Source organism: Brachybacterium sp. (assembly GCF_052095815.1).
GTDB lineage: Bacteria > Actinomycetota > Actinomycetes > Actinomycetales > Dermabacteraceae > Brachybacterium.
This window is the reverse complement of sequence record NZ_JBQDLF010000004.1, coordinates 81,609-99,293: the sequence shown is the minus strand read 5'-3', so window position 1 is coordinate 99,293 and position 17,685 is coordinate 81,609. Positions and strand designations below refer to the sequence as shown.

Annotated in this window: 14 protein-coding genes and 1 tRNA gene; 6 read left to right on the top strand and 9 right to left on the bottom strand. The window is 70.5% G+C overall.

All coding sequences use genetic code 11. The annotated features are described in order from the left end of the window. Positions 1–20: 20 nt before the first annotated feature. The 6 genes from ACTH43_RS02945 to ACTH43_RS02920 form a co-directional block, all read right to left on the bottom strand. Positions 21–1,601: an ATP-binding protein gene (locus ACTH43_RS02945; protein WP_441443431.1), complete on the bottom strand. Its 1,581-nt coding sequence runs from the start codon at positions 1,599–1,601 to the stop codon at positions 21–23. Positions 1,602–1,604: 3 nt separating this feature from the next. Next, entirely contained in the window at positions 1,605–2,324 is a 720-nt protein-coding gene (locus ACTH43_RS02940) for a response regulator transcription factor (RefSeq protein ID WP_441443430.1), read from the bottom strand. A 54-nt stretch (positions 2,325–2,378) separates the two neighbouring features. Beyond that, entirely contained in the window at positions 2,379–2,858 is a 480-nt protein-coding gene (locus tag ACTH43_RS02935) for a LapA family protein (protein ID WP_441443429.1), read from the bottom strand. Positions 2,859–2,968: 110 nt separating this feature from the next. Continuing rightward, positions 2,969–4,624 carry a DNA repair helicase XPB gene (locus ACTH43_RS02930; RefSeq protein WP_441443428.1) on the bottom strand — a complete coding sequence of 552 codons (1,656 nt, stop codon included), beginning with the start codon at positions 4,622–4,624 and terminating at the stop codon, positions 2,969–2,971. Between the two features lie 39 nt (positions 4,625–4,663). Next, entirely contained in the window at positions 4,664–5,347 is a 684-nt protein-coding gene (locus ACTH43_RS02925) for a hypothetical protein (protein ID WP_441443427.1), read from the bottom strand. Positions 5,348–5,571: 224 nt separating this feature from the next. Then, positions 5,572–6,420: a hypothetical protein gene (locus ACTH43_RS02920; protein WP_441443426.1), complete on the bottom strand. Its 849-nt coding sequence runs from the start codon at positions 6,418–6,420 to the stop codon at positions 5,572–5,574. Between the two features lie 308 nt (positions 6,421–6,728). Here ACTH43_RS02920 and gndA point away from each other — a divergent pair, with 308 nt between their 5' ends. Then, complete coding sequence (gene gndA, locus ACTH43_RS02915) at positions 6,729–8,189, top strand: NADP-dependent phosphogluconate dehydrogenase (RefSeq protein WP_441443425.1); 1,461 nt, start codon at positions 6,729–6,731, stop codon at positions 8,187–8,189. A 225-nt stretch (positions 8,190–8,414) separates the two neighbouring features. On the opposite strand, the gene ACTH43_RS02910 is transcribed toward gndA, so the two are convergent. Continuing rightward, positions 8,415–8,681, bottom strand: coding sequence for a hypothetical protein (locus ACTH43_RS02910; protein WP_441443424.1), 267 nt, complete (start codon positions 8,679–8,681; stop codon positions 8,415–8,417). A gap of 199 nt (positions 8,682–8,880) precedes the next feature. Beyond that, positions 8,881–11,040, bottom strand: coding sequence for a helicase-associated domain-containing protein (locus tag ACTH43_RS02905; RefSeq protein ID WP_441443423.1), 2,160 nt, complete (start codon positions 11,038–11,040; stop codon positions 8,881–8,883). Positions 11,041–11,102: 62 nt separating this feature from the next. Here ACTH43_RS02905 and ACTH43_RS02900 point away from each other — a divergent pair. The 3 genes from ACTH43_RS02900 to ACTH43_RS02890 all read left to right on the top strand — a co-directional run bounded on the left by ACTH43_RS02900 (position 11,103) and on the right by ACTH43_RS02890 (position 13,675). Then, positions 11,103–11,179, top strand: a tRNA-Leu gene (locus ACTH43_RS02900). Positions 11,180–11,288: 109 nt separating this feature from the next. Then, on the top strand, positions 11,289–12,047 hold the full coding sequence (locus ACTH43_RS02895; RefSeq protein WP_441443422.1) for a YggS family pyridoxal phosphate-dependent enzyme: 759 nt from the start codon (positions 11,289–11,291) through the stop codon (positions 12,045–12,047). A 323-nt stretch (positions 12,048–12,370) separates the two neighbouring features. Then, the gene (locus ACTH43_RS02890; protein ID WP_441443421.1) at positions 12,371–13,675 is read left to right on the top strand and encodes an MFS transporter; all 1,305 of its coding nucleotides are present in this window, start codon (positions 12,371–12,373) and stop codon (positions 13,673–13,675) included. 4 nt (positions 13,676–13,679) lie between these two features. Here ACTH43_RS02890 and ACTH43_RS02885 read toward each other — a convergent pair whose 3' ends face one another. Then, positions 13,680–14,789, bottom strand: a complete 1,110-nt coding sequence (locus ACTH43_RS02885; RefSeq protein ID WP_441443420.1) for an ROK family protein — start codon at positions 14,787–14,789, stop codon at positions 13,680–13,682. Positions 14,790–14,922: 133 nt separating this feature from the next. Here ACTH43_RS02885 and ACTH43_RS02880 point away from each other — a divergent pair, with 133 nt between their 5' ends. Together ACTH43_RS02880 and ACTH43_RS02875 are read left to right on the top strand one after the other, a co-directional pair. Further along, complete coding sequence (locus tag ACTH43_RS02880; protein WP_441443419.1) at positions 14,923–16,311, top strand: MFS transporter; 1,389 nt, start codon at positions 14,923–14,925, stop codon at positions 16,309–16,311. A 187-nt stretch (positions 16,312–16,498) separates the two neighbouring features. Continuing rightward, the gene (locus ACTH43_RS02875) at positions 16,499–17,635 is read left to right on the top strand and encodes a trans-sulfuration enzyme family protein (RefSeq protein WP_441443418.1); all 1,137 of its coding nucleotides are present in this window, start codon (positions 16,499–16,501) and stop codon (positions 17,633–17,635) included. Positions 17,636–17,685 lie beyond the last annotated feature (50 nt).

Below are 17,685 nucleotides of genomic sequence, written 5' to 3'. Positions count from 1 at the left end.
CGTTCAGGGCCTCTCGATGCTCAGGGCTCGTCCTGCTCCGGGGCCTCGCCGGGGCTCTCCGCGTTCAGCGCCCGCAGCTGATCCGGGCGCACCCGGGCCTCCGGCGAGATCTCGGTGCCCTGCACCTCGAGCCAGAAGGTGGCGCCGCCACCCTCGGTCTCGGACACCCCGATGGTGCCGCCGTGCTGCTGGACGATCGAGGCCGCGATCGCGAGCCCGAGCCCCGCCCCGCCGCCCTGCGTCGCCGAGCGCATCCGCGAGGCATCCGTGCGGTAGAAGCGCTCGAACACCTTCTCGCGCTGATCATCGTCGATGCCCTCGCCGTGGTCCCGGATCTCGATCCGCACCCGCTGCGGGGAGAGGTAGCCGACGGCGATCTCGACCGGGGAACCCTTGGGGGTGTGCCGGTTCGCATTGCCCACCAGGTTCAGGATCACCTGTCGCAGGGAGGCCTCGTCGCCGAGCACGCCGATGGACAGATGCGGCTGCACGGACAGCGGCGTTCCCGACAGCGAGGTCACCATCACCTGCCGACCGGGATCCAGCGCGCGCAGGTCCTGGGCCGCATCGAACAGGGCATCGGTGAAGTCCACCGGATCCAGGGCGAGCTCCGGCTTCTCGTCGAGCCGGGCCAGACGCAGCAGATTCTCCACCAGCGAGCCCATCCGCTTCGCCTCATCCTCGATGCGGCGCATCGCCGAGGCGACGTCCTCGTCCTTGGGGAGGGCACCCATCCGGTACAGCTCGCCGAAGCCGCGGATGGCTGCGAGCGGGGTGCGCAGCTCATGGGAAGCATCGCCCACGAAGCGACGCATCTTCGCCTCGGAGGCGGTGGCCCGCTCCTCGGAGGTCGACTGCGCGGCGAACGCCTGCTCGATCCGCACCAGCATCTCGTTCAGGGAGAAGGCCAGATCATGGACCTCGAGGCTGGTGCGGGTGACCGGAACCCGGCGGGAGAGGTCACCGCCGGCGATCTGGGAGGCGGTCGCCTCGACGTCGCGCAGCGGTTCGAGCGCCCGATGGGTCACATACCCGCCGAGGCCCATGCCCACCAGCACCACCATCGTCCCCACCAGCACGATGACCAGTGCCATCTCATGCATGGTGCGGTCCACACCGGTCAGCGGCAGCGCCACGTACACGCTGCCTCCGTCGGGTCCGGAGTTCAGCATCGCCACCACCCGCCACCGGTTCTCCGCGGAGTCCAGCACCGTGAAGGGGCGGCCGCCCTGCTGCAGGATCTGCTCCTCGCTCAGCGTCGGGAACGGGATGACGATGTCACCGGGGCCGTAGTAGACCACGGCTCCGTCGATGCGCCGCCCGTCCCGGTCCCGGATCTCGATCGCATATTCGACCGGGGTGTAGGTGCTGTTGCGGATCGCGTCGTCGTCCCCCTCCAGCTCCTGCTGGGCCAAGGCGAGCATCTCGCCCATGCCTGCCTGCAGGTTGCTGTCGACGGACTGGATCAAAGTGCGGTTCAGCAGGAACAGGGAGAGGCTCCCGGTGACGACCGTGCCGAGCACCAGCAGCGCCGAGATGAGGGCGACGATCCGGGTCCACAGGGACACGGGCCGTTCGGCGCGCAGGGTCGGCAGCGCCACGCCTCAGGAGCCTTCGGGGGCTCGCAGGACGTAGCCGATGCCGCGCTTGGTGTGGATCATCGGGTCGCCGATGACGTCGACCTTGCGGCGCAGGTAGGAGATGTAGGACTCCACGATCCCCACCTCGCCGGACCAGTCGTAGTCCCAGACGTGGTCGAGGATCTGGGTCTTGGAGACCACCCGGCCGGCGTTGAGCATCAGGTAGCGCAGCAGCTTGAACTCGGTGGGGGACAGCTCGATGTTCACGTCCCCGCGGTGGACCTCGTGGGAGTCCTCGTCCAGGCGCAGATCCGCGACCACCAGCGAGCTGTCCACGGTGGGCTCGGAGCCGCCGTGGGTGCGGCGCAGCACCGCACGGATGCGGGCCACGACCTCTTCGAGGCTGAAGGGCTTGGTGACGTAGTCGTCGCCGCCGACGGTGAGGCCGGTGACCTTGTCCTGGGTCTCGTCCTTCGCAGTGAGGAAGAGGATCGGGTACTGCTCACCACGGTCGCGCAAGCGCCGGGTGACGGTGAAACCGTCCATGTCCGGCAGCATCACGTCGAGCACCACCAGGTCGGGCTGATGCTCGGTGGCCTCGCGGATCGCCTCATTGCCGGTCGAGGCGGTGAACACCTCGAAGCCGGCGAAACGGAGGGAGGTCGCGAGCAGGTCGCGGATGTTGGGTTCGTCGTCGACCACGAGCAGGCGTGCTTCGTAGTCCTGTTCTTCGCTCGTCGTCATGGGACCACCGTCCTCCTCGACCTTGGGAATCGGCTGGATGTCAGCTGAACGGGCTCAGCGGGTGGCGCGGTGGATCTTGTCCTGCTGCTTGCGCAGCCTCCGGATCGTCCAGCTCATCTGGACCATCCGCACCGAGCCGACCAGCGCCATCACCAGCGCGCCGGCGATCGCCGCGAGCAGCATCGCCACTCCGAGGGGCAGATCGAACTCTGCGCCGAAGTACCGGAAGCCGGCGGTGACGTTGTTCTGGATCACGAAGATCAGCAGCAGCACCAGGATGATCGCGCCGAGGATCAGCCCGATCCACATGCCGGCGGTCTTCCCGCCGCCGCCGACGGGTTCGAGCTCGGGGGCGGGTTCCGAGGTGGTGGGCTGGGAGACGGGCCGCTCAGCGGCGCGACGCCCGGTGGCCGAGCGTTCGGTGCCCGCGACGGTCTCACCCGCGGTGCTGTCGGTCGGGCCGGAGGTCGGGGAGACGGGACGGGGTGCGCCGTCGTGACCGGTGGGACGGAGGGAATCGTCGGATGAGGTCATTGTCGATCTCCTGGGGGGAGGGCCGACGGAGCGCCGGCGGTTGGGATGCGTCCCCACTCTATCCAGCTAGCGGCCTGCCCGCCGGTCAGCGCCGGTGGGTCCCGGACGGCTCAGTCCGCCTCCGCAGCAGCCTTGAGGTCGTCGGCGTCCATGATCGTGTACGCATAGCCCTGCTCGGCGAGGAACCGTTGACGGTGGGCGGCATAGTCCTGATCCTGGGTGTCGCGCATGACCACGGTGTAGAAGTGTGCCGTGCGGCCGTCCGCCTTCGGGCGGAGCAGGCGGCCCAGCCGCTGCGCCTCCTCCTGGCGGGAGCCGAAGGCGCCGGAGACCTGCACCGCGACGGAGGCCTCCGGCAGATCGATCGAGAAGTTCGCGACCTTCGAGACGACCAAACGGTCGATCTGACCGGTGCGGAAGGCGTCGAACAGCTCCTGGCGGCGCTTGACCGGGGTCTGGCCGGTGATCAGGTCAGCGTCCAGGCGTTCGGCGATCTCCTCGAGCTGGTCGATGAACTGCCCGATCACGAGCATCGGCTCGCCCGGGTGACGGGAGGCGATCTTCTGCACCACCTCGATCTTCGCGCCATGGGCGGCACTCAACCGGGGACGGTCAGCGGCTTCGGCCATGGCGTAGGCCATCCTGTCCGCGGCCGGCATCGTCACCCGCACCTCGGTGCAGTCCGCCGGGGCGATATATCCCTGGGCCTCGATGTCCTTCCAGGGGGCGTCATAGCGCTTGGGGCCGATCAGGGAGAACACCTCACCCTCCCGGCCGTCCTCGCGCACCAGCGTCGCGGTGAGCCCCAGCCGGCGCCTGGCCTGCAGGTCCGCCGTCATCCGGAAGACAGGCGCCGGCAGCAGGTGCACCTCGTCGTAGATGATCAGACCCCAGTCACGGGCGCTCATCAGCTCCAGATGCGGGTGGATCCCCTTCCGCTTCAGGGTCAGCACCTGGTAGGTCGCGATCGTCACCGGGCGCACCTCCTTGGCGGCCCCCGAGTACTCACCGATCTCGTCCTCGGTCAGCGTGGTGCGGCGCAGCAGCTCGTCCTTCCACTGACGGGCCGAGACCGTCGAAGTCACCAGGATCAGCGTGGTGCGCTGCATCGAGGCCATCGCCCCGGCGCCGACGAGGGTCTTTCCGGCGCCGCAGGGAAGCACCACCACACCGCTGCCGCCATGGCGAAAGCCGTCCACCGCCTCCTCCTGGTAGGGGCGCAGCTGCCAGTCCTCCTCCCGCAGGGAGATCGGGTGGGCCTCGCCGTCGACATAGCCGGCATGATCCTCGGCCGGCCAGCCGAGCTTCAGCAGCGCCTGCTTGAGGGCGCCCCGCTCCGAAGGGTGGACCACCATCGTGGTCTCATCGAGACGGGCGCCGAGCATCCCCTGGATCCGCGTGGTCCGTGAGACCTCTTCGAGCACCGCCCGATCCAGTGCGTGCAGCACCAGTCCGTGGACGGGATCCGAGCGGAGCTGGAGCCTGCCGTAGCGGTCCATCGTGTCCGCCACGTCGATCAGCAGCGAGTGCGGGACCGGGTAGCGGGAGTGGTCCACGAGCGCGGCGACCACCGATTCGGCGTCATAGCCTGCGGCGCGCGCGTTCCACAGTCCCAGATCCGTGATCCGGTAGGTGTGCACATGCTCCGGGGCGCGCTCGAGCTCCGCGAAGGCGGCGATCGCGATGCGGGCGGTCTGCGCCTGCGGATGGTCGACCTCGAGCAGGAGGGACTTGTCGCTCTGGACGATGAGGGGGCCGTCGGTCATCACAAGAGGCTACGCCGGAACTCGAGCTGCGCCGGGGTCTCAGACAGAAGCGGGCTCGACGAGCGCGTTGCCCGTGACCCGCTGGTGCACGCCGAGCACCAGCAGCTGCATGACCGGGATCACGGCCACCGCGAGGATCGGGATGATCATGGTCAGGCAGATCGCGAACGCGAGCAGCATGGTGACGACGACTGTTCCGACGTTCTTCGTCACGAGGCGCACGCTGGCGGAGATCGCCTCGCCGAACCCTGCTCCCCGGGCCGCCTCGACGGTGGCGAAGTAGAGCAGAACGGAGACGACGATCGCCGGGACGTAGAACACGAAGCTCACGCCCTGCGCGAGCTGTCCCAGCACCGCGCTGAGGAGCGCGACCACGAAGGCCACGGCGATGGTGGTCCCCGTGCCGACGAAGCCCTCCTTGATCGTCGGGCGGCGGCCGGCGAGGACTGCGGTGCCGGCGTGGAGGATGCCCGAGACCCACAGCGCGCTCACGAGCGCCACGACGAGCGAGATGAGCACGCTGCCGACGCTGAACGCCGGTGCCTCAGTGGCGTATCCCGGCGTTCCACCGCTGCGTTGCAGCGCGATCGAGAGCATGACGCTGAGGATCACGAAGGCGATGATCACGACGATGAGGATCACGGCATAGACCAGGGCCGGCACCAGGAAGGCGCCGAGATTGCGGGTGAAGGCGTTCCAGGCCCAGCGGATGCCGACGGCCACCGGCCCACCAGCGATCACCGGCGCGTTCGGCTGTGGGGAGGGCTGTGAGGAGAAGGAGGGGTCGGAAGACCCATGTTCGTGAGAGGACTGATCCGCGGGCTGGGAGGGGGAGGGCACGGAGTGCTGCCTTTCGAGGGGAGCGAGGTGAGGCCGGCAGGCCGCTCTCCCACCGTACGGGCCGATCAGGGCTCGGGGCTCGAAGCTCGGAATGTCTGAGTCCGAGCTCAGGGGCAGGCCTGGGCTCCGGCGCGGGCCGGCTCCGGCAGCTCATGGCCTCGCAGCCGCTCGTACATCCCGAGCTCGAAGAGCACGATGAACGGGGTCATCACCAGGATGCCCACCACAATCGTGGCTCCGATCGAGAGGATCACCGAGAGCACCAGGTACGCGACGATCGCGGTGCCGAGGTTCGCGCGCACCAGGGCATAGCTCTCCTTGAGCGCGGCCACCGGGGCGGCACCGCGGGCCGACGCCGGGATCGCGAACATGAACAGCACCGCGGCGATCAGCCCGGGAATGTAGAACAGGAGCATCCCCACCGCCACGATCAGGCCGTACAGCAGGGAGGTCAGGACGATGCGCCAGGGCCCCACGAGCGCCTGTCCGATGGTGGGCCGACCGCCCTGGAGGACGATCTCCGCGGCGCGACCGGACGCCGACTGCCACATCAGGCTGAACGGGATCAGGAGCACCATCGCGCCCAGCATGATCGCGTAGAACAGGACCAGCTCGACGACGGGGACGTAGTCCGAGGTCCACTGGTCGGTACGCGAGAACATCGCGGCGGTGGCACCGATCATCCCGCCGACGATGATCACGGTGTAGATCGCGCAGTAGATGAACCCCACGACCAGGTAGGACACCGGATTGCGCAGCAGCGCCGTGCCGGCGAAGCGCAGGGCCGCCCCGAGGTCCGCGGCGAGATCCGTCCCGGGCGCTGGACCCGCACCCGGACGCCTCCCGGCGCCTCCAGCTGCTGCCGGCGGCACCGTGGCGGAGCTGTCGATCCCGGGGGCGCCGTAGCTGTGGGGGCTGCGGGAGGGTGGTGCGGAGTACGGCGACGGGACGGTCATGGGGAGTGCTCTCTCTCGGGGCCGGTGAGGGCGGTGCAGGGCGGGGACCACGGTACGGGTGCGCAGGCTGTGCTCAAGGCCCGACAATGCCGGAGCGTGATCCCCGAGAGCGCTGCTGTCGGGGCCTGAGGGCCCCGAAAGGCGCTTCCCTCCGAGCTCTCCGGTCACGGCAAGCCCTGGCACTGCCGAGCACCTCCGGCGCAACATCCCTAAGATGGGAGCTGATGGACCGGGACGCCCGACCTGTCGACGTCTCGTCGGCCGCGAGGTTCCGCCCGGCTCGACAGCACCCGACATGAGGAGAACCCATGGCTAGCTTCGCTCCGTCCCCCGCCGATGTGGCAGACATCGGCGTCACCGGAATGGCGGTGATGGGCTCCAACCTGGCGCGCAACTTCGCCCGCAACGGCTTCAAGGTGGCGCTCCACAACCGCAGCGTCGCCAAGACCGAGAAGGTCATGACCGATCACAGCGGCGACGGCGAGTTCTACCCCTCGGAGTCCATGGCGGACTTCGTCGCCTCCCTGCAGAAACCGCGCGTCGCGCTCATCATGGTCAAGGCCGGCAAGCCCACCGACGCCGTGATCGACGAGCTCGCCTCGCTCATGGAGCCGGGCGACATCATCGTCGACGCCGGCAACGCCCTGTTCGGCGATACCCGCCGCCGCGAAGCCGCGCTGCGCGAGAAGGGCCTGCACTTCGTGGGCACCGGCGTCTCCGGTGGCGAGGAGGGCGCGCTGAACGGCCCCTCGATCATGCCCGGTGGCACCAAGGAGTCCTACGACCGCCTCGGCCCCATGTTCGAGAAGATCTCCGCGCATGTCGATGGCGCGCCGTGCTGCACCCACGTCGGCGCCGACGGTGCGGGCCACTTCGTGAAGATGGTCCACAACGGCATCGAGTATGCCGACATGCAGGTCATCTCCGAGGCCTACGACCTCATGTCCAAGGCCCTCGGCAAGAGCGCCTCCGAGATCGGTGACGTCTTCGCCGAGTGGAACAAGGGCGACCTGGAGTCGTTCCTCATCGAGATCACCGCCGAGGTGCTCCACCACACCGACGCCTCCTCCGGCAAGCCGTTCGTGGATGTCATCCTCGACCGCGCGGCCCAGAAGGGCACCGGCGCCTGGACCGTGCAGACGGCCCTGGACCTCGGCGTCCCGGTCACCGGCATCGCCGAAGCGACGTTCGCCCGCTCCGTCTCCGGCTCCACGCCGCAGCGTGAGGCCGGCCGCAAGGTGCTGCCCGCCGAGGCGCAGACCCTCGAGATCGCCGACCCCGCCCAGTTCATCGATGACCTGCAGAAGGCGCTCTACGCCGCGAAGCTGGTCTCCTACTCGCAGGGCTTCGACGAGATCGCCGCCGGTGCCGAGGAGTTCGGCTGGGACATCGACCTGGGTGCGATGGCCCGGATCTGGCGCGGTGGCTGCATCATCCGCGCCCGCTTCCTCAATCGCATCACCGAGGCGTACGAGCGCGACGCGAAGCTCCCGCTGCTGCTGGCGGACGAGTACTTCACCACCGAGATCGCCAAGTGCATCCCGGCTTGGCGCCGCATCGTGGCCTTCGCGGCCTCGACCGGCTACCCGGTGCCGGTGTTCTCCTCGACCCTGTCGTACTACGACGCGGTGCGCGCCGAGCGCCTCCCCGCCGCCCTGGTCCAGGCCCAGCGCGACTACTTCGGTGCGCACACCTACCAGCGCGTCGACGCCGAGGGCACCTTCCACGTGGAGTGGTCCGAGGATCGCCGCGAGACGAAGCAGGACTGATCGCGCAGGACTGATCGACGTACTGCGAGCTTGCGAGCGGTAGGAGCTCAGTCGATCTGACGCAGGACTGATCGACGTACTGCGAGCTTGCGAGCGGTAGGAGCTCAGTCGATCTGACGCAGGACTGGTCGACGGGGCGGGGTGCCGGTGACGGTGCCCCGCCCCCGAGTACGACGAAGGCCCCGGACCAGCAGGTCCGGGGCCTTCGTCAAACGCTGTGCGAGATCACATCGAGCCGCTCGAGATCGCCGCGCCGACGAGGACGGCGTAGAGGATGCCGACGACCACGTAGAGAACGATGACGATGATCGTGAGGATCATGGCCCACTTCGTGAACTTCTGTGCGGTCTCCGGCTCGGTATCGGCCTTGAGGTAGCCGAGCAGGCCGAGCACGCCGGAGATGACGCCGCCGCAGATGAAGCCGACGATGGTCCAGATCAGGGCCTTCTTCTTGATGGCCTCGATGTCGTAACCCGAGTTGGGTGTGGTCATGGGAATCCCCTTCTTCCTGATGATCATTCCCCGGCGGTGACGAGCCGGGCCCCAGGTCGGGTGTTCTCATACGTCCGGTCCTGGCGACGGGAATACTATCGCGAACCGGGGGAGGGTCCGCCATGGGGAGGACTCCCCATAATCCTTCGGATCCCTCGTACCAGGGCCCTGGCTCCTGGCATCTGGCGCCCGGTTCCACTCAGCTCAGGGTCACGCGGTGCACGAGCACCGTGAACTCCTCATCTCGGCCGACCTCCCGGGCACGCAGGCGACCCCCTTCGAGGGAGAGCGGCTGGGCGTGCTTCACGACCACCCCGCCGCGCCCGTCGACGATGCCGAGCGGGATCTCGTCATTGCGCGAGATCGCATCCAGCAGGCGATCGGTGACCGAGAGATCGCTTGCACCCTCCTCCGCGGCGCGGAGCCGGGCCACTGCCTCGAGGGTGGGCACCCGCAGCTCGGGGCCGTCGATGGTCACCAGGTCCGGCTCGACCGGACCTCCGCGCAGGGAATGGGTCAGCTCCTCGGGGACCGGGCGGCCGTCCGCTCCGACGGCCTGAGGGGAGAGCCCGGCCTGGCGGGCCATCTGCAGGGCGAACCCGGGCTCGGAGAGGGTGACGGCGACGGTGGGGGCCAGCCGGTGCAGGTCCAGAACGGCGGCCTCGGGTGCGACCTGCAGCAGGTCGAGCACCTCGACGTCCGCGGTGAGCACGGTGGTGGCTCGGGAGACCTGCACCCGGCCGTGGCGACGCTGCTCATCGCGCAGCAGGTAGGTCAGCGCCTGGGGAACGGGTGTGCGGCAGACCTCCTCCAGCAGGATCAGCAGCGCCTCCGCATCGCGGCCGTCCCCGAGCGCCCGACGCACGGCGGCGGTGGTGAAGCGCAGCGTCAACGCACCCCCGCGGGAGACCACTTCGGTCCAGTCCAGCAGCGGCAGCAGCCGCTCGGCGGGCCGGCCGGGGATGACGGCGGTCAGGTCAGCATCCAGCAGCACCTCGGCGACCGGGGTCGGGGCTTCCGCTGCGAGGACGGTGGCGAGTCGGGCGTCCGCGCTGGTGATCTCCTCGTCCAGAGCGAGGACCAGTTCGTGGCCGAGCACGGTGAGCGCCCCGCCGTCGAGCAGGCCCAGCGCCTGTCCCTCGACCAGCAGCGCGCCGGTCTCCTCCTGGATCACCTCGGCGGGGACCAGCGGGAACGCCCACGCCAGGGCTGCGGCCAGGGACTCCTCGCTCGCGTCCACGCCGGGGGAGGTGCGCAGCAGCCGCAGCAGGCTGCCGCGGCGGGTGCGCACTCCGTCGCGCCGGGTGAGGTCGGACAGCAGGGAGCGGCCGGTGCCGGAAGAGTCCGGGGTCCCCACCACCGCCGCGAGATGGTGTCCGCGCGCCCAGGCCAGCGTCAGCTCCGCCCAGCGCTGCTCCGCGGCGAGCAGGCGGTGCGTATCCCAGTCCTGAGTGGGGTGCCATTCCTGACCGTCGTGGCCGATCAGCCCGGCCTGCCAGGCGGACTGCAGGACCGTCGCGTAGGTCAGCAGCGGTGCTCCGGCACGCTCTGCCAGGCGGCGCAGGTCCCGTTGGGGGAGGCCTCCGCGGCGCAGGACCCCCGGCGGGTCCTCGTCGAAGCCGCGCACCGTGCCCAGCAGGCGGAGAGCCTCGAAGGCGCGCTCGACGGCCTGGGCGGTGCGCGAGCCGGGGATCCGTTCGGTGAGCTCGGGGCCGTCCGGGGCTGGACGCTGCGCGAGATGGGTGCGGCGCAGCCGGCCATCCCGCAGGGCGAGCTGGACAGAGCGAGGGATGTGCAGTGACTTTCCGTCGGCCACCACGATGCCTGCGGCGAGCAGCTCTGCGGCGAGCCGGCCGCCACCGGTGACCGCGCTGGGCCCCCAGGCGAGCGTCTCCAGCACCTCGGGATGCGTGCTGCGGGCCCGTTCCACCCGCTGCTGCGCCTCCTGCGCGCTGGGGTCCTGGGGAGTCGCGGCGGCGAGACCCGCAGGGGTGCGCATCCCCTCCCGGAGGGGGCGGATCAGGTGCAGCTCATCTTCGCCCCAGACCACGGCGAGGGTGATCAGACGTTCCAGGGCGGGAGCGATCGTGGGCGGGTCCGCGGAGACCGCCGCAGCCAGCCGGGCGGGGGACGCACCGTCGTCGAGCACGGCGAGGGCCTCGACCAGATGCAGCTCCGGCAGGGTCAGCGCCTCCAGGGCGCGCCGCGCGGAGGTGGCGCCTGCGGCCCGAGCGGCGAGCGGGCCGATCCCGCGGGGAAGGGGCGAGGTGAGATCCGGTCGGGCGACGAGCAGGGCCTCGAGGCGTTCGTCGCCGAACCGGCGCAGGGAGTCCGCGAGGGACCGGATCGCAGCGGTCATGATGCATTCCAGCATAGGCTTGCCCGCTGTGAGGAGCCTCGGCACTGGGGGCTCCGCTGCTCGCCCCCATAGCCCAATCGGCAGAGGCGGCCGACTTAAAATCGGCACAGTGCGGGTTCGAGTCCCGCTGGGGGCACCACGGCGATAAGCAGCTGAGGAGCGTGCTGTTCGCTGCTTCCCGGGGTACTGTGACGCAGGTGCCGGGGCGCTCGCCGCAGAGCTGCGTCGATGTCGGCCACAATGGGAGCATGACCGTTCCTGCCGATGACTCCTCCCTGGCCCTCGACCACCGTGAGCGGATGGCACCCCGTCTCGACGAGGTGCTCTCCCGCCTGGAGGCAGCGGCACAGCGGGTGGGCCGCGACAGCCGTGAGATCACCGTACTGCTGGCCACCAAGACGCGCACCCCGGTGGAGATCGCCGTCGCGGTGGAGCTGCTGCGCGAGCGGGGCCGACGGGCCGCGGTGGGGGAGAACCGGGCGCAGGAGATCGCCAAGCACGCCGATCCGCTGCTCGTGGACAACGCGGTGCCGCGTCACTTCATCGGCCGTCTGCAGACCAACAAGGCCCGCGACGTCGTGGGCTTCGCCGAGCTGATCCACAGCGTGGACCGCGAGGGCATCGCCGACGCGCTCGAGCGCCGCGCCGAGACGGCCGGCCTGACCCGCGAGGTGCTGGTGCAGGTCAACACCTCCGGCGAGGAGTCCAAGGGCGGCTTCGCGCCCACCGTGGATGCCATCGCACCGATCGTGGAGCGACTGCGGGCGAGCAGCTCCCTGAGGCCCGTCGGCCTCATGACCATCGGCGCGAACACCAGCGATGACGCCGCAGTGCGCGCCTCCCTGCGGATGCTGCGCGAGCTGCGCGACTGGGCCCGCGAGGAGCTGGGCGCCCCCGAGCTCGAGCAGCTGTCGATGGGCATGAGCGGCGATCTGGAGATCGCCGTCGAGGAGGGTGCCACGATCGTCCGCGTCGGCTCGGCCATCTTCGGGGCCCGTCCCGCCTGAGCGGCCTGCCCCATTCGGGCGTGACTGTGCATCGCGTGACTGTGCATCGCATGACTGTGCATCCCGGGCGCGCCCGGGCCCACGTGTGACCTGATTCTCGAGGCCCGACCGCGGGACTCCCTGGCGTCCGCACTCCGCCCCCGCATAGCCTGGTCCCCGAAGGTGCCGAGCGCGGACGCAGAGCCGCAGCGGCACCTTTTCTGCGCCCGGACTCCGTCGCGCACTGCCGGAGCCCGCTCCGGCGCCGCCCCCGCTCGCTCCCCGTTCTGTCCTCCGTGTTCCTCTGCTCGTCGCCCCGTCTCTCCGCTGCCCGGGAGGTGCCCATGACCGCCATGATCCAAGGCCAGATCCCTGCCCGCCCGCCCGTGTCCCGGGCCCGCCGGGTGTTCGCCCTGTTCGCCCTCGCCCTGGGCGGATTCGGGATCGGCTCCTCCGAGTTCGTGAGCATGGGCCTGCTGCCCCAGATCGCCCAGTCTCTGCTGCCCGACCTGATGGCCACCCAGCCGGACCAGGGCATCGCCCGGGCCGGCTGGTTGATCAGCGCCTACGCGATCGGGGTCGTGATCGGCGCCCCGGCGCTGTCCCTGCTCGCCGTGCGCATGAGCCGCACCCGCATCATCCTGATCCTCGCGGTCGCGCTGGTCGTGAGCACCGCGCTGTCCGCCCTGATGCCGAGCTTCGGGCTGACCCTCGCCGCCCGCTTCCTGGCCGGCCTGCCCCATGGCGCCTACCTGGGGGTCGCGGCGCTGCTGGCCAGCTCCCTGATGGGGCCGGGCAGCCAGGGCAAGGGCGCGGCCCTGGCCCTGTCCGGGCTGACGGTCGCGAACCTCGCCGGGGTGCCGCTGCTGACCGCCCTCGGCCAGGCGCAGGGCTGGCGCGTGTCGTTCCTGGTGATCGCCGCGGTGTTCGTGGTGACCGCGGTGCTGCTGCGCCTGACCGTCCCGGCTCAGGGCGTCCCCCGGGGCCGCCGGATCGTCGATGAGCTGAGGGCTTTCCGCCGCCTCCAGCTCTGGGTCGTGATGCTGATCGCCGCCGTCGGCTTCGCCGGCTCCTTCGCCGTGTACAGCTACATCGCGGATATCGGCCAGCAGGTCGCCGGGCTCGGCGCGGGATACATCCCGTGGCTGCTCGCCGCGGCGGGCCTCGGTGCGACGGTCGGCAACGTCCTGGGCGGGATCGCCGCGGATCGCTCCTTGAACGGCACCCTGCTGCTCGGCTTCCCGCTCTACATCGCGGGCATGGCAGTGATGATCGTGACGGTCACCGATCCGGTGGGACTGACTCTCACCTTCACCCTGGTGAACTTCGCGCACTCCGCCCTCAGCCCGGCCATGCAGACCTGGCTGATGCGGATCGCGGGCCGCTCGGAGATGCTGGGCGCCGCCCTGCACCACGGGGCGTTCAACGTGTCCAACGCGGTCGGGGCGCTGCTGGGCGGTGCGGTGATCGCGGCCGGCTTCGGTCTCGCCGCCCCGACGCTCGTGGGCACGCTCCTCGCCTCGACGGGCTTCCTGATGCTGCTGGCGACCCTCGCGCTGCTGCGCCTGCGCTCCCGGCGCCGGCTCGCCCAGCTCGAGCAGGCCGGGATCGAGCTCTCCCGGCGGGAGCACGCCACGATCGACGGCTGAGGGCTCAGGACAGGTCGGGCCCGACCAGCGGCGCGGGCAGCCCGTACTCGTGCTCTAGCACCTCACAGGCGGCGCCGGCCGCGATGAGGTCCACCCCGCGGGTGGAGAGCAGCACCTCGACATGCACGCGCGCCCCGGCGCGCAGCCCGTCCTCCAGGGCACGCCGGATCGCGTCCATCGTCACCTGATGGTGCGCATAGACAGAGCGACCGCCGAGCACCACCCGGTCCACGTCCACCAGGCGCACCAGGTTCAGCACCACCGTCGCGAGCACATCCGCGGCGCGCTGCTGCTCCCCACGGGACAGTGCGGCGAGGTACTCAGCCTCGGCGCAGCCGCGCCGCCCGCAGGGGCACTGCTCCCCGCCCATCCGCACCACCATGTGGCCGGCCTCCCCGGCGCGGGAGTGGGCTCCACGCACCATCACCCCGTCCAGGCGCAGGCTCGCCCCGAGCCCCTCCTCGGCGAGCACCAGCACCGCATTGTCGAGCAGGCCGGGCTGCGACCAGCTCTCGCCCACCAGCGCGGCGCGGGAATCGTGGTCCAGGAGCACCGGGACCGAGAGCTCGGCGAGCAGGAGATCGCGGATCCCCGCCCCCCGCCAGGCATCGGTGGGGGAGGAGGAGCCGCGGTAGACGCCTTCGACCGGGTCCACCGGCCCCGGCATCCCGACGCCGACGCCCAGCAGCTCGCCGGGCCCGTGCCGCGCGAGCTCCCGCGCCTGCCCGGCGAGGCTGGCGATCAACTCCGAGACGGGCCGCTCCGCGTCGATCACGGCCTCCCGCCGCTCCAGGATCTGTCCGGTGAGGTCCGCCACCACCCCGTGCATCCGTGAGCGCGTCAGATGCAGTCCGATCGCACGCCGCGATTCGGGGACGATCCGGTACAGCGTGGTGGGCTTGCCAGGGCCGGAGGAGACGGATCCGCTCTCCGCCATCAGCCCGCGGTCCATCAGGCGGGCCAGGATCTTGGAGATCGCCTGCGGCGTGACCTGCAGGGCGTCGGCGAGACCGGTGCGGGCCACGGGTTCGCCGCGACGGGCGACGGCGAGCACGGCGGCGTCATGTGCGCCTGCCACGCGGTCCAGCGGTCCGGTCGTCCTCACGATGCCCATCCTCGCATGGCGGCCGTGTGACGAGGATCCGCCGAGCCACCCCCTTGACCTAACGCAACAGCGTTGGCTTATTGTGTCCGTTCGGTCGATGACGCCCTTCTGCATCTGCTCTTCCGATAGTCGAGGAACTCCCATGACCCTCTCCACCGATCTTCGGCCCACCCCGGCGCCCGATCCCGCGACCACTCCCGCCCCGCACGAGATCACCCCACGGCGCCGTGCCCTGGCCCTGTTCGCTCTTGCCCTCGGCGGCGTGGGCATCGGCGCCTCCGAGTTCGCGACGATGGGCCTGCTGCCCGGCATCGCCGACGGCCTGCTGCCCGCACAGATGGCGGACGATCCCGATGCGGGCATCGCCCGGGCCGGGCTCCTGATCACCTCCTACGCGCTCGGCGTGGTCGTCGGCGCGCCGGTGCTGGCACTGCTCTCCGTGCGCTGGAGCCGCACCACCATGATCACCGCCCTGGCCGTCGCCCTCGTCGCGGGCACCGTGCTCTCCGCGCTGATGCCGACCTTCGAGCTCACCGTGGTCGCCCGCTTCCTCGCCGGCCTCCCGCACGGCGCCTACTTCGGGGTGGCCTCGCTGCTGGCCGCCTCGCTGATGGGGCCGGGCAGCCAGGGCAAGGGTGTGGCCGTCGCGCTCTCGGGCCTGACCGTCGCCAACCTCGTCGGCGTGCCCCTGATGACCGCGCTCGGCCAGGTCGCCGGGTGGCGCGTCGTCTACCTGGTGATCGCCGTGATCTTCGTGCTCACCGTGCTCGCCCTGCGCTGGGCGGTCCCGCACCAGGCGCCGGTCGCGGGGCGGCGGATGGTCGACGAGATCGTCGCGCTGCGCCGTCTGCAGCTGTGGATCGTCATGGCCATCGCAGCGGTCGGTTTCGCGGGCGGCTTCGCCGTCTTCAGCTACGTCGCCGACATCGCCACCCAGGTCTCCGGCGCCTCTGTCGCGCTGGTGCCATGGGTGCTCGCCGCAGCGGGCCTGGGGATGACCCTCGGCAACATCGCCGGCGGCGCCGCGACGGATCGTTCGCTGAACGGCACCCTGCTGATCGGTTTCCCGCTGTACATCGCCGCCCTGGTGGGGCTCTTCCTCGGCTCGCAGGACTCCCTGGTCGGGCTGCTGCTGGGCTTCTTCGCCGTCAACGTCGCGAGCTCCGCCCTGAGCCCGGCGCTGCAGACCTGGCTGATCCGCGTGGCGCACCGCTCCGAGGTGCTCGGCGCTTCCCTGAATCAGGCCGCGTTCAACGTCGCCAACGCGCTCGGCGCGGTCCTCGGCGGAGCGGTGATCGCCGCGGGCTTCGGCTATCGCGCCCCGATGCTCGTCGCGATCGTCCTCGCGAGCCTGGGCTTCGCACTGGTCGCCGGGACCCTGCTGGGGCTCCGCCTGCGAGCACGGCACACCCTTGCGGTGCTGCGCGAGCACGAGAGCACCTACACCGGGTCGATCCCGGCCATCTCCCCGGAGCGTGTCGAGCCTGTGCCCGCGGTCACGGACGCGATCCCGGTGAGCGTCGGCTCCTGAGCGGAAGCCGAAGTCCCGGACCGGACGGGTCTCGACGGCCGGGCCCCACCGCGCTGCTGCATTAGCGCCCCTTTGGGTTATGGGCCAGCCGGCTTATGCGTCACATCCGTTCACGCAACTCTCCTGACTGGCGTGATGCTGACCTACTGTGACTGGGAGCCGCCGAATCGAGGAGCGAGGAGCCGCAGTGCACATCCAGACCACCGCCGTGCATACCCTGAGGGATTTCGAGCACGGGGCCGTGGTCCCGCCGGTGCACCTCTCCTCGACGTTCGAGCTCGACCGGGCGACCGAGGAGGGCGAGTTCGCCTATCAGCGCGGTGCGAACCCGACCCGGGCGCAGCTCGAGACCGTGCTGGCCGCGCTCGAAGGAGCGGAGCACGGCTTCGCCTTCGCCTCCGGGATGGCCGCCACCGCGGCCGCGCTGTCGACCCTGGTCGTCGGCGATGAGGTCCTGCTGCCGGCGAGCGTCTACGGCGGCACCTATCGCTTCGTGGATCTGGTGCTCCCCGGCCGTGGGGTCACCGGACGCTTCGTCGATGACCTCGCAGCGCTCACCGACGAGGACTTCACCCCCACCACCCGAGCCGTCTTCATCGAGACCCCGGCCAATCCGACCCTCCGGATCACCGATCTGCGCCGGATCTCCGAGCTCGCGCACCGCCACGGCGCCCTGGTGATCGTGGACAACACCTTCATGACCCCGGTGCTGCAGAAGCCGCTCGAGCTCGGCGCCGATGTGGTCGTGCAGTCCGCCACCAAGTACCTCGCCGGCCACTCCGACCTGCTCGCGGGCACGATCACCACGAACGACGACCAGCTCGCCCAGGCCGTCGCCCTCGCCCAGAAGGCACAGGGCGGGGTGCTCGCCCCGCAGGACTCCTTCCGGCTGATCCAGTCGATCAAGACCCTGCCCCTGCGGCTCGAGCGTCAGCAGGCCAACGCCGAGGCGATCGTGGCCCACCTGAGCTCCCGCGAAGACGTGGCCCGGGTCTGGTTCCCCGGCTCGCACAGCGAGGAGGAGGCTCGGATCCATGCCTCCCAGGCGAGCGGCGTCGGCGCGGTGCTCTCGTTCGAGCTCGCGGAGGGCCTGGACCGCATCGCCTTCCTCGAAGCGCTGCGCTATCCCGCCTTCGCGGTGAGCCTCGGCGGGGTCGAGTCCCTGATATGCCGCCCCGCCACCATGACCCACGAGGCGATGACCGACCAGGCCCGGACGAATGCCGGGATCACGCCCGAGATGCTGCGCCTGAGCGTCGGCATCGAGGACATCCATGACCTGCTCGACGACCTTGACCAGGCACTGGCCGTCGCCGCACGCTGAGCCTGCGGCACACCGCGTCCCCACCCTTCCGGACACCACAGAGGACCCCA

Bases quoted from the DNA above. Each gene is read 5' to 3' on its own strand.
- ACTH43_RS02890 (WP_441443421.1), top strand. From the start codon at position 12,371: ATGACCGCCATGATCCAAGGCCAGATCCCTGCCCGCCCGCCCGTGTCC.
- ACTH43_RS02935 (WP_441443429.1), bottom strand. From the start codon at position 2,858: ATGACCTCATCCGACGATTCCCTCCGTCCCACCGGTCACGACGGCGCA.
- ACTH43_RS02920 (WP_441443426.1), bottom strand. From the start codon at position 6,420: ATGACCGTCCCGTCGCCGTACTCCGCACCACCCTCCCGCAGCCCCCAC.
- ACTH43_RS02910 (WP_441443424.1), bottom strand. From the start codon at position 8,681: ATGACCACACCCAACTCGGGTTACGACATCGAGGCCATCAAGAAGAAG.
- ACTH43_RS02885 (WP_441443420.1), bottom strand. From the start codon at position 14,789: ATGGGCATCGTGAGGACGACCGGACCGCTGGACCGCGTGGCAGGCGCA.
- ACTH43_RS02895 (WP_441443422.1), top strand. From the start codon at position 11,289: ATGACCGTTCCTGCCGATGACTCCTCCCTGGCCCTCGACCACCGTGAG.
- ACTH43_RS02930 (WP_441443428.1), bottom strand. From the start codon at position 4,624: ATGACCGACGGCCCCCTCATCGTCCAGAGCGACAAGTCCCTCCTGCTC.
- ACTH43_RS02880 (WP_441443419.1), top strand. From the start codon at position 14,923: ATGACCCTCTCCACCGATCTTCGGCCCACCCCGGCGCCCGATCCCGCG.
- gndA (WP_441443425.1), top strand. From the start codon at position 6,729: ATGGCTAGCTTCGCTCCGTCCCCCGCCGATGTGGCAGACATCGGCGTC.
- ACTH43_RS02940 (WP_441443430.1), bottom strand. From the start codon at position 2,324: ATGACGACGAGCGAAGAACAGGACTACGAAGCACGCCTGCTCGTGGTC.
- ACTH43_RS02905 (WP_441443423.1), bottom strand. From the start codon at position 11,040: ATGACCGCTGCGATCCGGTCCCTCGCGGACTCCCTGCGCCGGTTCGGC.